This window comes from Flavobacterium sp. RHBU_3 (assembly GCF_046613565.1).
Classification (GTDB): domain Bacteria; phylum Bacteroidota; class Bacteroidia; order Flavobacteriales; family Flavobacteriaceae; genus Flavobacterium.
Genome location: NZ_JBKJHC010000008.1, coordinates 198652 through 213574, shown reverse-complemented (window position 1 = coordinate 213574; position 14923 = coordinate 198652). Strand labels below are relative to the sequence as shown.

14 protein-coding genes are annotated in these 14923 nt (G+C 42.5%); 10 read left to right on the top strand and 4 right to left on the bottom strand.

The features are described from left to right. Nucleotides 1-176 precede the first annotated feature (176 nt). The 8 genes from ACLI1A_RS13010 (at nt 177) to ACLI1A_RS12975 (ending at nt 7897) form a co-directional block, all read left to right on the top strand. Complete coding sequence (locus tag ACLI1A_RS13010) at nt 177-1949, top strand: T9SS type A sorting domain-containing protein (protein WP_411409102.1); 1773 nt, start codon at nt 177-179, stop codon at nt 1947-1949. Nucleotides 1950-2080: 131 nt separating this feature from the next. Continuing rightward, nucleotides 2081-2857, top strand: coding sequence for a ParA family protein (locus ACLI1A_RS13005; protein ID WP_411409101.1), 777 nt, complete (start codon nt 2081-2083; stop codon nt 2855-2857). Beyond that, nucleotides 2854-3762, top strand: coding sequence for a ParB/RepB/Spo0J family partition protein (locus ACLI1A_RS13000; RefSeq protein ID WP_411409100.1), 909 nt, complete (start codon nt 2854-2856; stop codon nt 3760-3762). Before ACLI1A_RS13005 ends, ACLI1A_RS13000 begins: the two co-directional genes overlap by 4 nt. Further along, the gene (locus ACLI1A_RS12995) at nt 3762-4358 is read left to right on the top strand and encodes a DUF5683 domain-containing protein (RefSeq protein WP_411409099.1); all 597 of its coding nucleotides are present in this window, start codon (nt 3762-3764) and stop codon (nt 4356-4358) included. The genes ACLI1A_RS13000 and ACLI1A_RS12995 overlap by 1 nt, the downstream gene beginning before the upstream one ends. A gap of 3 nt (nt 4359-4361) precedes the next feature. Then, entirely contained in the window at nt 4362-5060 is a 699-nt protein-coding gene (gene dapB, locus ACLI1A_RS12990) for a 4-hydroxy-tetrahydrodipicolinate reductase (RefSeq protein WP_411409098.1), read from the top strand. A gap of 44 nt (nt 5061-5104) precedes the next feature. Continuing rightward, complete coding sequence (gene lepB / locus ACLI1A_RS12985) at nt 5105-6808, top strand: signal peptidase I (protein ID WP_411409097.1); 1704 nt, start codon at nt 5105-5107, stop codon at nt 6806-6808. Between the two features lie 78 nt (nt 6809-6886). Further along, on the top strand, nt 6887-7258 hold the full coding sequence (locus ACLI1A_RS12980; RefSeq protein WP_411409096.1) for a four helix bundle protein: 372 nt from the start codon (nt 6887-6889) through the stop codon (nt 7256-7258). A 21-nt stretch (nt 7259-7279) separates the two neighbouring features. Further along, nucleotides 7280-7897, top strand: coding sequence for a WbqC family protein (locus tag ACLI1A_RS12975; protein ID WP_411409095.1), 618 nt, complete (start codon nt 7280-7282; stop codon nt 7895-7897). 206 nt (nt 7898-8103) lie between these two features. Here the strand turns inward: ACLI1A_RS12975 and ACLI1A_RS12970 are convergent, their stop codons facing one another. Genes ACLI1A_RS12970 through mutL form a run of 4 tightly spaced genes read right to left on the bottom strand, consistent with a single transcriptional unit; the run spans nt 8104 to nt 12770 of the window. Continuing rightward, nucleotides 8104-9147 (bottom strand): endonuclease/exonuclease/phosphatase family protein, encoded by a 1044-nt coding sequence (locus tag ACLI1A_RS12970; RefSeq protein WP_411409094.1) that lies wholly within the window; start codon nt 9145-9147, stop codon nt 8104-8106. Nucleotides 9148-9181: 34 nt separating this feature from the next. After that, entirely contained in the window at nt 9182-10078 is an 897-nt protein-coding gene (locus ACLI1A_RS12965) for a rhomboid family intramembrane serine protease (protein ID WP_411409093.1), read from the bottom strand. Nucleotides 10079-10083: 5 nt separating this feature from the next. Next, the gene (locus ACLI1A_RS12960; protein WP_411409092.1) at nt 10084-10848 is read right to left on the bottom strand and encodes a rhomboid family intramembrane serine protease; all 765 of its coding nucleotides are present in this window, start codon (nt 10846-10848) and stop codon (nt 10084-10086) included. Further along, nucleotides 10845-12770, bottom strand: a complete 1926-nt coding sequence (mutL, locus tag ACLI1A_RS12955; RefSeq protein ID WP_411409091.1) for a DNA mismatch repair endonuclease MutL — start codon at nt 12768-12770, stop codon at nt 10845-10847. Before mutL ends, ACLI1A_RS12960 begins: the two co-directional genes overlap by 4 nt. A 179-nt stretch (nt 12771-12949) precedes the next feature. Here mutL and ACLI1A_RS12950 point away from each other — a divergent pair, with 179 nt between their 5' ends. Both ACLI1A_RS12950 and ACLI1A_RS12945 read left to right on the top strand, forming a co-directional pair. Then, nucleotides 12950-13873 carry a hypothetical protein gene (locus ACLI1A_RS12950; RefSeq protein ID WP_411409090.1) on the top strand — a complete coding sequence of 308 codons (924 nt, stop codon included), beginning with the start codon at nt 12950-12952 and terminating at the stop codon, nt 13871-13873. Nucleotides 13874-13947: 74 nt separating this feature from the next. Further along, nucleotides 13948-14901, top strand: coding sequence for a Fic family protein (locus ACLI1A_RS12945; protein WP_411409089.1), 954 nt, complete (start codon nt 13948-13950; stop codon nt 14899-14901). Nucleotides 14902-14923 lie beyond the last annotated feature (22 nt).

The window sequence follows — 14923 nt, the reverse complement described above, 5'->3', positions numbered from 1 at the left end:
TTTAACAAGATAAAAAACTGCCTTCTTATTATTTAAGCTCACAGATGGTCGAAATGAGACAAAATTTCACCTTCCTATTACCTCAAAAAAACAATTATTTTATTTAGACTTATTACAAATAATAATATATTTGCAACACTATTTTTATTTTTATTAAATCTAAATAAAACCATATTATGAATAAATTTTTACTTGCAGCCGGACTTTTGGGTGCGGTATTGAACATGAATGCACAGTGCGAAACCGCTGCAACTTCATTAAGCGAAGATTTTACAAACTTTACAATCGGTACGTCAAATGTATTCCCACAAAACTGCTGGAGCTCTATAGCACTGGGCTACCCTAACGGTGGAATGGTTTACACTGCACAGGCAGGCGACCCTGCTAACCAGTACGCCGTATTTTATGCCAGTACTGCAGTAAACGTAAACAGCTACCTTATTACACCGGAAATTGCTACGATAGATGGCACCCACCAATTATCGTTCAGCACGTGGAAACTTGCCCAAAACGGAACGGTACCTGCAGGTACAGTAACCATACAGGTAGGTACAATAACAGATACAGCAGATGCCGATACATTTGTAGCCGTAGGCGATGCCATTACAGTAACTACAGGTACAGCTGCAACCTTTGGTAACATGATTATCCCTGCTACAACAGGCGCGCATATTGCCTTCAGGATCAGTGCCGATACGGTACACAATGCCATAGCCATAGACGATGTGGTATGGGAAGAAGTTCCTGCTGAAGAATGTGCAGCAGTGACTGAGCTGAATGAAGACTTCAGCACCTTTACTACCGGACAAACCGAAAGTATAGCGCAAAACTGCTGGAGCGGAATAGCAAATGGAATGTATATATACCCGGACACAGACAGCCAAAACAATGCATCTGCTGTATTCTATAGCTTTATGAGCCCGAATACCGCAGCATATCTTGTAAGCCCGGCCGTAAGCAATTTAGACGGTAACCACACCCTTACTTTTGATGCATCGGCTATTGCAGCCATTACACTACAACCGGGCTACCTTACTAATGCTACAGACGCTACAACATTTGTAGCTGTAGGTGATGTTATTACACTTGGTACCACAACAGCTACCTACAGTATAGCGTATCCTGAAGTAGCCGGAATAGCTAACATAGCATTCCTGTTTACTGCACCGGGTGTGCACCAGGTGGCTTACGTAGACAATGTTGTTTGGGCTGAAACACCGGACGCGTGCCCGGCAGTGTCGTCTATAAACGAAAACTTTGACAACTACGCCACAGGACAGGCCGAAGTAATAACACAATACTGCTGGACAGCCATAAGCAATGGCATGTATGTATACCCTGCTACAGTATCGGGTAGCCCTGCAGCACAGTTCTATAGCTTTATGAGCCCTGGTGTTGCTGCTTACCTTGTATCACCAGAGGTAGACAGTTTTGACGGTAACCACACCCTTACTTTTGATGCGTCTTCATCTACAGCAGTTGCTCTGCAACCGGGTTACCTTACAAACCCAGCCGATGCCTCTACATTTGTAGCAGTAGGCGATGAAATAACCCTTGCCGCTGCTCCGGCAACAACGTATACTGTAAGCAGCTTCCCTGCTCTTGAAGCTAATGCTTATATAGCATTCAGGTTTGTAGCAGCGGGTTCACATAACACTGCCAGCGTAGACAACATTATTTGGGAAACAACGGCAGGTACAGATAACCTACAAAAAAACAACTTTACCCTATACCCTAACCCGGTTACTAACGGCATTGTAAATATTGCCAATACCAGCGGAAATGAGGGCTTAGTGAATGTTTATAATCTAACCGGCGCAAAAGTACATCAGGCAAAAGCCGCCACAGGAAACCAGCAGCTAAACCTATCCCATTTAGGTGCAGGTATGTATATTATCCAATTTAGTACAGGAAATTACGTAACCAGTCAAAAGCTTATCATTCAGTAATAATTGCGTCGTTTAGTTTTTTTCGGCCACACCTTTTTGGTGTGGCTTTTTATTTTTGCGGTGTTAACAAATTCCATTTTCAGGTACCATAAATAATTGTATTTTTACGGTTCGAAAATTTCAATCAGAAAATGGGTAAAATCATTGCTATTGCCAACCAAAAAGGCGGCGTGGGTAAAACAACCACATCAGTTAACCTGGCTGCCGCGCTGGGAGTGCTGGAAAAGAAAGTATTATTAATAGATGCCGACCCACAGGCAAATGCCAGTTCAGGCCTTGGCTTGGACGTGGAAACTGTGGAGATAGGTACCTATCAGATACTGGAACACAGCAACACTCCAGACGAAGCTACGGTAGAATGTACCGCGCCAAACGTATGGATAATACCGGCACACATAGACCTTGTGGCCATTGAGATAGAGCTTGTAGACAAGGAAAACCGCGAATACATGCTTAAAACCGCCCTTGAAAGCGTAAAGGACAAGTACGACTATATACTTATAGACTGTGCTCCATCACTGGGATTGCTTACCCTAAATGCACTTACTGCCGCTGACAGCGTGGTGATTCCTATTCAGTGCGAGTACTTTGCACTGGAAGGACTTGGTAAACTACTAAATACCATAAAAAGTGTACAAAAAATACACAACCCTAACCTGGATATAGAAGGGCTGCTGCTTACTATGTATGATTCGCGCCTGAGGCTGAGCAACCAGGTGGTAGAAGAAGTGCAAAAGCACTTTAACGACATGGTATTTGACACCATTATTCAACGTAATATTAAACTGAGTGAAGCGCCAAGTTTTGGCGAAAGCATTATAAACTATGATGCTACCAGCAAGGGAGCTACTAATTACCTTAACCTTGCCGAGGAGATCATTAAGAAAAACAGTAAAGTAGGTTTATGACAAAAGCAATAAAAAAACAAGCCCTTGGACGTGGACTGTCGGCACTTTTAAAAGACCCTGAAAACGACATTAAGTCGGCAGAGGATAAAGGTGCAGATAAGGTTGTAGGAAATATTATAGAGCTTGAAATTGAGTCGATAGAAATAAACCCTTTTCAGCCGCGTACCAGCTTTAACGAGGAAACACTACAGGAACTGAGCACCAGTATTAAAGAACTGGGTGTAATTCAGCCCATTACTGTACGCAAAACCGACTATAACAAATACCAGCTTATAAGCGGTGAGCGCAGGCTACGTGCCAGTAAGCTTGCCGGCCTAACCCATGTACCGGCTTACATTCGCCTGGCGAATGATAACGATTCGCTGGTTATGGCCCTTGTAGAAAACATACAGCGCCACGACCTTGACCCAATAGAAATAGCGATGTCGTACCAGCGCCTTATGGACGAAATACAGCTTACACAGGAGCAAGTGAGTGATCGCGTGGGTAAAAAACGTTCTACTATAGCAAACTATCTAAGGCTATTGAAACTGGATCCGGTAATACAAACCGGTATTCGCGACGGCTTTATCAGTATGGGTCATGGCCGTGCTATTATTACTATAGACGACCTTGATGCCCAGGCCGATATTTACCACAAAATAGTAAGCCAAAACCTTAGCGTTCGCGAAACCGAAGCATTGGTAAAAGAATACCACGAAGGCCCTAAAGAGGATGGTGGTACAAAACCGGCAGAAAATAAAACAAGTGGTTTTATCGTTAATGATGACGAGCGCAAAACATTTACTAACTTCTTCGGATCTAAGGTAGATGTAAAAATAGACGCTAAAGGCAAAGGTAAAATCACGATCCCGTTCCATTCTGAAGAAGATTTTAACAGGATCATTAAACTGATACAAGGTTAGTGAAAAACATATTTTTCATACTTACGGCTTTACTTGTTTTTTCGGTTCCGGCGCTTGCGCAGGATCCTAAAAAGGAACAGACCCCTAAAAAAGAAGTAAAGCCGCTTAACCAGGACTCAATAAACAAGGTACTTGCCAGCACTTATAAATATGACGCCCTTGCACCAAGCAAGGCTGCTTTTTATTCGGCTATGGTGCCCGGCCTGGGACAAATTTATAACAGAAAATACTGGAAAGCGCCTTTAGTATGGGGTGGCCTTGCCATAAGTATGTATTCCTTCAGCTGGAACAATACCCAATACAATATGTACCGCGATGCGTACAAGCAGTTATTAGCAGGACATGAACTTACCGGTAATCTGGAAGGCGTAAGTGGTGACCGCCTTATACGGGCACAAAAATTCCACCAGCGTAACCGCGACCTTTCGGCATTGGTTACCGCGGGTATTTATATCCTTAACATAGTAGATGCTAACGTAGATGCCCACTTAAGGCAGTTTAACGTTAATGAAAATCTTACCTTTACCCCAAGTTTTGAACAGAATAAGATAGACTACCAGTATAACCTGGGGGTAAGCATGACATACCGCTTTTAAATTATGAAAATAGCACTTTTAGGCTACGGCAAAATGGGCAAAGTTATAGAACGGATAGCCCAGGAAAGAGGACACGAAATTGTACTGCGAAAAACAGGCAGTAACAGCTTTGACGGTCTTACCGACGCCGATGTAGCCATAGACTTCAGTATACCCGATGCTGCTGTAGAAAACATATCAGAATGCCTTAACAACAACATTCCCGTAGTAAGCGGCACCACAGGCTGGCTGGAACACTACCACAACATAGCTGCGCTGTGCGAAGAGAAAAAAGGAGCATTTATTTATGGATCTAACTTTAGCCTTGGCGTAAATATTTTCTTTGAGCTGAACAGCCACCTTGCCAAAATGATGAGTACGCTAAAACAGTACAAGGTAACCATGGAGGAAATTCACCATACCCAGAAGTTGGATGCGCCAAGCGGTACAGCTATTTCATTGGCAAAAGACATTATAGCACATTCCGACTACGCAAGCTGGGCTATAGAAGCCCCAAAAGAAGAAGATATATTTATTGATGTAAAACGTATAGAGAACGTACCGGGTACTCATGTAATTACTTACGACTCGGAAATTGACTCTATAGAGATAAAGCACACCGCACACAGCCGCGAAGGATTTGCCCTTGGATCAGTTGTAGCTGCCGAATGGCTGGTGGGCAAAACAGGCATTTACACCATGAAAGATGTACTGGGCCTGTAACATTTTAGCTTAAACACACACATATACCAAAAACATAAGAAGATATGACTTTAGTGCAATGGTTTATATTTTTCCTGGCAGTACAGGTAGTACACTTTGCAGGAACATGGAAACTGTATGAAAAAGCAGGCCACAAACCGTGGGAAGCCGCCGTACCGGTATACAACGCCGTAGTGTTAATGAAAATTATTAACCGCCCGTGGTACTGGACCATACTGCTTTTCATTCCCGTAGTAAACGTAATAATGTTCCCGGTTATCTGGGTACAGATACTGAAAGCTTTCGGAAAAAACACCACTACTGATTATATCATAGGCATACTTACCTGTGGTTTGTACATCTACGCCCTTAACTATTCGGGCAAAGCCGATTATAAAGGCACATCAGAACATACCGAAAGCACACTAAGTTCACTATTGTTTGCCGTGGTAGTAGCTACCATAGTGCATACTTATGTAATACAACCGTTTACCATACCATCTGCTTCACTTGAAAAAACCCTGCTTATAGGCGACTTCCTGTTTGTAAGTAAAGTACACTATGGTGCGCGCGTGCCCGAAACTGCCCTTGCAGCACCTATGGTACACGATACCATTCCATTAGTGGGCGTAAAATCATACAGCAAGTGGCCGCAACTGCCGTATTTCAGGCTGCCTGGCTTTGCAAAACCTCAGAAGAATGATATTGTGGTATTTAACTGGCCAGCAGATACGGTACATAAGTTTTTTGAACAAGGGGTGCCGGGTGTAAGAAAACCTGTTGACAAAAAATCAAACTATGTAAAACGTTGTGTAGCCACTCCGGGTGATGTATTTGAACTAAAAGACGGTATTGTATACATTAATGGCTCTGAACTTAAACTATCAGACAGAGCAAAAGTTCAGTATTATTTTGACGTAGAGGCAAAACAGCCTATAGCTCAGGAATTCCTGGCTAACCGTGGATATAACGGTGGAGCCTGGCGTTTTTACAATATTGCACTATCTAAATGGGATAACAATATCATTAAAGAGCACATTAATGAGTTAAACGAACAATACAACGTATTTATAAATGAAGCTTCAAGAGACAGCGTTAATGCACAGGTATGGGGCTTTATCCCTGAGCAAATAGCAACCGAACTGCAAATGACGCCTATACAAAATCGCATGGCAGTAAACATGACCTTTGCAAATGCCGACGAGCTTCGAAAAGATCAGGGGATAACACACGTAAACAAAACTATTTACACTCCGTTTACACAACCTAAGGTATTTCCTAAAAACAATGCTAAGTGGACAGCGGACAACATGGGGCCAATTACTATACCGCAGAAAGGACAAACGGTACAGTTAACAACAGAAACTCTTCCTTTTTATAAAAGGATAATAAGTGAATATGAGAATAACGAGCTGAAAGTTACCGGTAACGAAATACGCATAAATGGTACTCCGGTCACGTCTTACACCATTAAGCAGAACTACTACTTTATGATGGGTGATAACCGCCATAACTCAGAAGACAGCCGCTACTGGGGTTTTGTACCGGAAGACCACATTGTGGGCAAACCGGTACTTATTTGGCTTAGCCTTGACCAGAACCAGCCGTGGGGCAACATCGGCAAGAAAATCCGTTGGGATCGTATGTTTACCACCGTGGGTGGCGATGGCGAGCCGGTGTCGTACTTCAGGTATTTCATCATAGCACTTATCGGCTATTTTGCACTTGATTTCTTCGTACTTAAGAAAAGGAAGGCACAGAATAGTTAATTTGTTGATTTGTGTATTTGTGTATTCGAAAAACCAGACGATTTGGTAAATTGTTGATTCGTTAAACCGAAAAACCTTATGTATACATTTTCATTTGAAAAATTGGAGGTATGGATTGACGCTAAAGAGTTTACCAAGATGATATACTTTTATACCAACAATTTTCCTGACTCAGAAAAATTTGCTCTAAGCTCTCAACTAAGGCGAGCTTCAGTATCTGTTTGCTCTAATTTGGCTGAAGGCACATCCAGGGCTACTTACAAGGATAAAGCTCACTTTACAACTATGGCTTTCAGCAGTGCTGTAGAAGTATTAAACCAGCTTATCATTTCGTATGAGCTTGGATTTCTGAATGAGCAAGCATATCAGGATTTAAAGTTTAAGCTTGAGAGCATTACTAACAAGCTCAATGCTTTGAAAAAATACCAGTTGGGTCAAACTAACAAATAAACAAATTAACGCATCCACTAAATGGATCTACTTATACACCCTACATATTTCCCTTCAATAAGCCATTTTGTGGCGATGGTAAAGGCTGACAGCATAACGTTTGAGATGGAAGACAACTTCCAGAAGCAAACGAACCGTAACCGTATGTACATTTACAGCCCAAACGGCGTACAGCTGTTAAACATACCTGTAAAACACAATCCGGTTGCAGGGCACCAGAAGTTTAAGGATGTTAAGATAGAACCGGCATTTGACTGGCAGAAACAGCATTTTAAGTCGCTTGAAGCGGCATACCGTACTTCGCCCTTCTTTGAGTATTTTGAAGACGATATACGCCCTGTATTTGAACAAAAGCATAAATACATGATGGAACTGAATTTCCAAATCATGGAAATTGTGTGCCAATGCCTTGGAATGCCTTTTGACTACAAGAAAACGGAAGAATACTTCCACGAAACACCACAATATACCGACCTGCGCCCATTGGCCAACGGTAAAAAAGACACTAACGAGTTTGAACCCTACACCCAGGTTTTTGAAGAAAAACACGGCTTTATAAACAACCTTAGCATATTGGATCTACTTTTTAATGAAGGCAGATACGCGCTGGAGTACCTGAAGAAACAGGCTATTCGTTAGTTTGTTAATTCGTGGATTTGTTTATTTGTCAATTTGGGTTATTCGGTGATGCGGTTATTTGGTTATTCGAAAATTACCTATAAATCATGAACCGTTTTAATCCCACGGGCGCTGCCCGAGGCTAATATGCGCGACCCCTTCAGGGTCATGAAACAGAAACAGACTGAGGCTCATTCTTAAATCTAAAATCTGAATTCTAAACTCCCTTACTCTTCCTCCTTCTCAAAACACAGGCGTGTCATAACCGGAAAGTGGTCAGAGTTTACAAAACTGCTAAACGTTGTATACTCTAAAACATTCAGTTTTTTATCGGTAAATACATAATCAATACGGGCAGGATAGTATTTAAAGTTATACGATTTACCAAAACCCTTGCCTGCTTCCTCAAACGAATCATTCATGGCACCCCTTATACTACGGTACACATAACTGAAGGCACTGTTGTTTAAGTCGCCGCAAATAATCATAGGGTACTTGCATTCACTTTTGTGCTTTTCCATAAGCTCGGCCTGTAGCTGTTGCTTTTGGAACGCCGCCCCAATCCGTTTAAAGATAACCTTACTCTTTTCTTCATCGATGTTATTATCATGGATATCGGGACTTATTTTTATAGATTGCAGGTGTATAGTATATACACGCAGGGTATCTTTCCCTTTTTTAATATCAGCCCAAACGGCATTGTTAGCCGAACCCGGGAACTGTATATCACCCGTATTGATAATAGGGAATTTAGAAAAAACAGCCTGCTCAGTCTGCCCCTTTTCAGAGAATATAAAACGATGCCTGTACTGACGGAATGCGGTGTCGCCTACGGCCTGTTTGCTGTATTCTTGTATACAGAGTATATCGGGATTCTTTTCTTTAACGAAAGCGCTTATTTTAGCCGGAATATCGCGGTCAGGCAGCCATTCGTAAAGATTGAACAGGCGTACATTATAACTCAGCAGTGTAAACTCTCCCTCTTCTTCGGGTTGTGTTTCGGCACTGAATTTAAACATCTTGCTAATAAACGTAATGCCCACAAGTAAAATAATACCCGAAAGCAGCATCTGCTTTTTTGCCTGGAACATCCAGTAGCAAAAGAAAAAGGCATTAAGCACCAGCATCAATGGCATTACAAGCGTAAACACAGCCAGTATGGGTGAAAGCTTAGGTGAAATAAACGGTAACAGGTACGAAAAAACCGTGAGCACCGTAAGCACGATGTTCATGAAGTACATAAACTTATTGAACCACGAAAGTTTTTTCATTTATCTGAGGGGTGCGGTTAACCAAATCTACGGATTATTTACCAACTTTAAACAAAAACTCTTTTTCCTCTTTTGTCAGGCTATCGTAACCGCTTTGGCTTATTTTATCCAGTATATGGTCTATTTGTTTTTGGGTCATATCCTGTGCCTTAGGCGCAGTAGCACGTGGCGGAGTTGAGTTTTTATGAACCTTTTTAAAAGGCGTTGCTTTTTTTGGCTTAAACAAATTAGCAAAAAAGTCGATTACCGCCGAAACACCCTTACTTAAGTCGGTGCCGTTTTGCAGCAGCTTTATGTAAATTAAACCAAACAGTGCACCTGATAAATGTGCTATATGCCCACCGCTATTAGCTACAGAAACGTTAATTAAATCGAGAACAATAAATACTCCGGCTATATGCCATAACCTCACCGTTCCTATAAGCATTAGCCTCACCTCATACTGCGGTGCATAAACAGCCGTAGCTATAAGTACTGCCATAATAGCTGCGGAAGCTCCTACCATAGACACAGTAGTACCAACTAGCATAGGTATCACCTGATAAGAGCCAATAAATATTAACCCCGCAAAAATTGCTGATAGTATATATAACCCGAAAAATTGTTTCTGTGTAAAAAAAGTCAGGAACAGCCTCCCTGCAAAGAACAGCCACAACATATTAAAAAACAAATGCAGGAAACCCTCATGCAAAAAAGCATAGGTAATTAATGTCCACGGTTTCCATAACAAATCGGCTGGATTTGACGAAATACTAAACCAATTTGACGTACCGGGAATAGTCCAATCCAATCCAGGTAATTGCACACCTCCAAGCCTAAGCAGGCTAAATAATATAAGAGGAATAGCAAACAACCCTACATTCCAAAAGATAAGGCGTTGCACAATCCCTCCTATGCGGTATTCCGTTTTAATATCGTCTATAAATCCCATAAAAATTAGTTCCAGCGAGTATGGTTAAAGCGCTTGTTCCTCCAGTACATCATTAGCAAAAAGCCTACCAAAGCACCACCAAGGTGGGCAAAATGCGCCACACCGTCGCCTTGGCCTATTACTGCCTTACCACGTAGTCCCATAATAAGGTCAAACGCTATAAGGCCGGGGACAAACCATTTTGTTTTTATAGGAATGGGGAAAAATATCATCATCATTTCCACCTCAGGGAACATAAATGCAAAAGCCACCATAACGCCATACAAAGCACCTGATGCCCCTACTGCAGTTGTGTTAAAATTCATGGCAAGATTAGCCACACCATCTGTACCAAGTACATCATACCAACGGGTATCAATCTGATTTGAACTTAGCACACTTAATATCTGGTCGTGACTAAAACCTGATGCTGTAAGAGTGTTTAGTGTTTTATAAAAAGTGTAATAATCAATACCAATATAAAAAATTGCCGACCCTACCCCGCACAGCAGGTAGAATGTAACGAACCTTTTGGCTCCCCAAAAATGTTCCAGCGGGCTGCCGAACATCCAAAGGGTTATCATATTAAACAGGATATGGGTTATACCTGCACTGCTGTCAAGTTTAGCATGCATAAACATGCTGGTAAATACCTGCCATACCTTAAAGTTAGGATTGGCCGGAAAATACAGCGATAAATATTCATAAGCCTGCGGTACAAACTGCGAGCATAAAAACACAATAACATTAATAATGATCAACTGCTTAACAGTATCGGTCATCTTCATCATAGGGCAAAACGTTTATCTAAGTCTTCCACACTCATGGTGATGAAAGTTGGTTTATTAAAAGGTGAAACATCGGGCTCTTTGCAGGCAAACAAACTGTTTACCATGGTTTCCTGCTCTTTTTCTGTGAGCATCGTACCCGTTTTTACTGCCAAACTCCGTGCCATAGATTTGGCCAGGCGGTCGCTAAGGCTAAAGCTGTTTTCGGGCACTTCCTGCTGTAGGTCGTTTATCATTTCCTCCAGCAAAATAGACACCTCACTTTCGGCTACGTTTACCGGCAGGCCGTTTACCACTATGTGGTCACTGTGCATTTCTGCAAATACAAAGCCGGTGCTTTCCAGTGAAGGCTCCATCTCTTTTACCAGCGCCATTTCGGCAGGCGTAAAATACAGCACCAACGGAAACAACAGCTGCTGGCTTGGTGCCTGTTGTACTGTAATATTACGCAAAAATTGCTCATATAGTATACGTTGGTGCGCCCTTTTCTGGTCGATAATCACCATACCCGAACGGATGGGGCTTACGATGTATTTTTTATGTATCTGGTAGGTTTTGTATACGGTGGTATCCTCTACCTCGGCATCGTTAAAAAGCGAACCCGTTACCTCTTCCGACTCAAAGCTTATTTCGGCTATCTCCTCGTTAGACGGGCTGGTACCTACATACAGGCTTTCCCAGCTGGGCTGTGTTTCCTTTTTAAACGACGGTATGCTGAAACCGCCTGATGAAGCTTTAGAAGACACACTACCACCAAGGCTGCGCCCACCACCCGAAGATGAAAATGAGCTACTAAACCCACCACCGGGACTGTCGTCGGCAAAGGGGTTATAGTTACGGTCTACCTCTACCGTAGGCATTGTAGCCGATTTACTTTCGTAATCGTACGGGGTATCAAGGTTGGCATCGCGGTCAAAATCCAGCACCGGGGCAATGTTAAACTGGCCCAGGCTGTGCTTTATTGCCGAGCGCAGTATGGCATAGAGCGCGTGCTCGTCGTCAAACTTTATCTCGGTTTTTGTAGGGTGAATGTTTATATCTATGCTGTGCGGCGGCACATCAAGGTACAGGTAGTACGCGGGCTGGCTACCGTCTTTCAGCAGGCCTTCATAAGCCGCCATAACGGCATGATGCAGGTACGGGCTTTTTATAAAACGGTTGTTTACAAAAAAGAACTGCTCGCCCCTGTTTTTCTTGGCAAACTCGGGTTTGGTTACAAAGCCGTTTATGGTAACTATTTCGGTGGTTTCGTTTACAGGAACCAACTTCTCATTGGTCTTGCCGCCAAAAACGCCCACAATACGCTGGCGCATGTTGCCCGCAGGCAGGTTAAACATTTCGCTGCCGTTATGGTACAGCATAAAACTGATGTTGGCATGTGCCATGGCCACGCGTTCAAAATCGTCTACAATATGGCGGAACTCCACCGTGTCACTTTTCAGGAAGTTGCGGCGCGCGGGTATGTTAAAAAATAAATTCTTTATAGAAAATGATGTGCCACGTGGCAATACAGCCACATCCTGGTGGGTAAATTTACTCCCCTCTATAACCAGGTGGGTACCCAGTTCGTCCTGCTCCTGGCGGGTTTTCAGCTCCACGTGGGCCACAGCGGCTATTGATGCCAGTGCCTCCCCTCGGAAACCCTTAGTATGCAACGAAAATAAATCCTCAGCATGGCGGATTTTACTGGTGGCATGGCGCTCAAAGCACAGGCGGGCATCGGTAACACCCATGCCACGGCCGTTGTCTATAACCTGTATAAGGGTTTTTCCGGCGTCTTTTACTATGAGCTTAATTTCAGTAGCACCGGCGTCTACTGCATTCTCCATGAGTTCCTTAACCACAGATGCGGGGCGCTGCACCACCTCACCGGCGGCGATTTGGTTTGCAACATGGTCTGGGAGGAGCTGGATGATACCGGACATTTGAATTTACTGTATTATTAAAAAAGGAAACCAAAGGTACGGAAATTTTGCGGGATGGGGAAAGAGCATGTTTTGTATATTTGAGCACGGACTCCACAATTCCATATTAAATTGTTAATAGATTACTTGTAAAACCAAAGCCCGGGGTCTGCTTATCTGAATTACAATTCAAACAAATCATGAAACCACTGCTATTCGCACTACTTGCAACAACTATTATTTCCTGCCATAAGGAAAAACCTGAAAGCCATATCTACAAAAAAGACTCTCTCACCTATGTAGAACCCGACTCAGTAGCGCTTGAAAAATATTTTAACTGGCAAAAAGGTAAACCCTACCGTGATATAGCCAGGGAGCCCCTTGATACACTTGCCCTGAAACATATTGAAAGCAATCGAAACGAGGTACTACTGGATGATTTCGTGGCCGCTTCAGACTCATTGAAATCAAGGTTTTATGACAACTATACCCCCGAAAAACTTAAGCAGTACCTGTATACTATAGATTTTAATGGCGATACCCTGGACGATATCATATACTACGGACCTTCGGGATCAGAGGGGAGTATCGTACATTTCTTCCTTACAACCCCCGATGGATTTGTAAATGTATTTACACAGCGACAGATACTACAAAAGCCTGTACTAAAAAACGGCAAACTGATAAGCTTTACTATTTATAACCCGGGTTGTTGTGCCGAATTTGAAGTAGCAGAATACAACTATACCATCGATTATAATAACAACACACCTGCTTTCACTCTAAAAAACACCATAGGTTACATCAATTATTATCAGAAGCCTGAAAAGATGTTTTCTAAGGAAATACCATTTTCTGTTAGAACGGCAACGACTATCCTTCGTCCGGAAGGCTATATCTTAAAAGCAGAACATCCTCTATATAGTGAAAACGGAAATGAAATAGCAACCTACCCAAAAGGGCATAAAGGTAAGGCTCTTGCCCGGTTTAGTGAACATGGCATTGACTGGCTTTATGTAAAAATGGAACCTACAAAAGCAGAGAAAGGATATCCAGATACATTTCATCAGCAGCCCACAAGCATCTATGGCTGGATTTTGAAAACTGATACCGACATGAAATGATAGTATAAAATGATGTCACCAACCCATAAATCACTAAATATTGACTACCTTTGATAGTATCAAATGATACTATCATGAAGCCGCCGTATGATATTACGCCTGAAATATTAAACCTTATAACTTCAGTTTCACAAAAGATTGGGGAGGCTAATGCATTATACCTTAACAAACAGTCGCCACAGCTTCGCAAGCAGAACCAGATAAAGACCATACATTCATCGTTACAGATTGAAGGGAATACACTTTCTGAAGAACAGATAACAGCACTTGTGGAAAACAAACGGGTGCTGGGCCCTGAAAAAGATATTAAAGAGGTGCTGAATGCCATAGCGGTATACGATAGGCTGGAAAAATTTAAGGCTACTTCTGAAAAGGATTTCCTGAAGGCACACAAGATGCTTATGGAAGGGCTCGTAGAAAAACCGGGAAGTTACCGAAACCGTGGAGTTGGCATCGTAAAAGGTTCGCAGATTGCCCATCTGGCACCCCCTGCCGGTAATGTTATTTATTTAATGAAAGACCTGTTTGCCTACCTGAAAGATAAACGGGAACTAACACTCATAAAAAGCTGTGTATTCCACTACGAAATGGAGTTCATCCACCCGTTTATGGACGGCAACGGACGTATGGGCAGGTTGTGGCAAACCGTGATTTTAATGGAAGAGTACCCTGTTTTTGGCCACCTGCCTTTTGAAACACTCATCAGCAAAACCCAAGCGGAATATTATGATGCACTTTCTATTAGCGACAAATCGGGCAAATCAACAGCTTTTATAACATATATGCTAGGGGTAATCAATGACTCCCTGGCCGGACTGTTACGATACAATAACAGGACGCTAACTGATACCGAACGGCTACAGTACTTTATACAAAGTGGTATGAAAGTCTTTACCCGAAAGGACTATATGAATACATTTAAGGACATTTCGTCAGCTACAGCAAGCCGCGATTTAAAAAAAGGTATTGAGTTGGAACTATTCACAACATCAGGTAATGGAAACCAAACGCGTTACCACCTGCCCTAACCCACAAAAAACAAAAAACCCC

Excerpts from the sequence above, each read along its gene's own strand:
- lepB (WP_411409097.1), top strand. The coding sequence starts at position 5,105 with ATGACTTTAGTGCAATGGTTTATATTTTTCCTGGCAGTACAGGTAGTA.
- ACLI1A_RS12980 (WP_411409096.1), top strand. The coding sequence starts at position 6,887 with ATGTATACATTTTCATTTGAAAAATTGGAGGTATGGATTGACGCTAAA.
- ACLI1A_RS12960 (WP_411409092.1), bottom strand. The coding sequence starts at position 10,848 with ATGATGAAGATGACCGATACTGTTAAGCAGTTGATCATTATTAATGTT.
- ACLI1A_RS12965 (WP_411409093.1), bottom strand. The coding sequence starts at position 10,078 with ATGGGATTTATAGACGATATTAAAACGGAATACCGCATAGGAGGGATT.
- mutL (WP_411409091.1), bottom strand. The coding sequence starts at position 12,770 with ATGTCCGGTATCATCCAGCTCCTCCCAGACCATGTTGCAAACCAAATC.
- ACLI1A_RS12975 (WP_411409095.1), top strand. The coding sequence starts at position 7,280 with ATGGATCTACTTATACACCCTACATATTTCCCTTCAATAAGCCATTTT.
- ACLI1A_RS13005 (WP_411409101.1), top strand. The coding sequence starts at position 2,081 with ATGGGTAAAATCATTGCTATTGCCAACCAAAAAGGCGGCGTGGGTAAA.
- ACLI1A_RS13000 (WP_411409100.1), top strand. The coding sequence starts at position 2,854 with ATGACAAAAGCAATAAAAAAACAAGCCCTTGGACGTGGACTGTCGGCA.
- dapB (WP_411409098.1), top strand. The coding sequence starts at position 4,362 with ATGAAAATAGCACTTTTAGGCTACGGCAAAATGGGCAAAGTTATAGAA.
- ACLI1A_RS12950 (WP_411409090.1), top strand. The coding sequence starts at position 12,950 with ATGAAACCACTGCTATTCGCACTACTTGCAACAACTATTATTTCCTGC.
- ACLI1A_RS13010 (WP_411409102.1), top strand. The coding sequence starts at position 177 with ATGAATAAATTTTTACTTGCAGCCGGACTTTTGGGTGCGGTATTGAAC.
- ACLI1A_RS12945 (WP_411409089.1), top strand. The coding sequence starts at position 13,948 with ATGAAGCCGCCGTATGATATTACGCCTGAAATATTAAACCTTATAACT.
- ACLI1A_RS12970 (WP_411409094.1), bottom strand. The coding sequence starts at position 9,147 with ATGAAAAAACTTTCGTGGTTCAATAAGTTTATGTACTTCATGAACATC.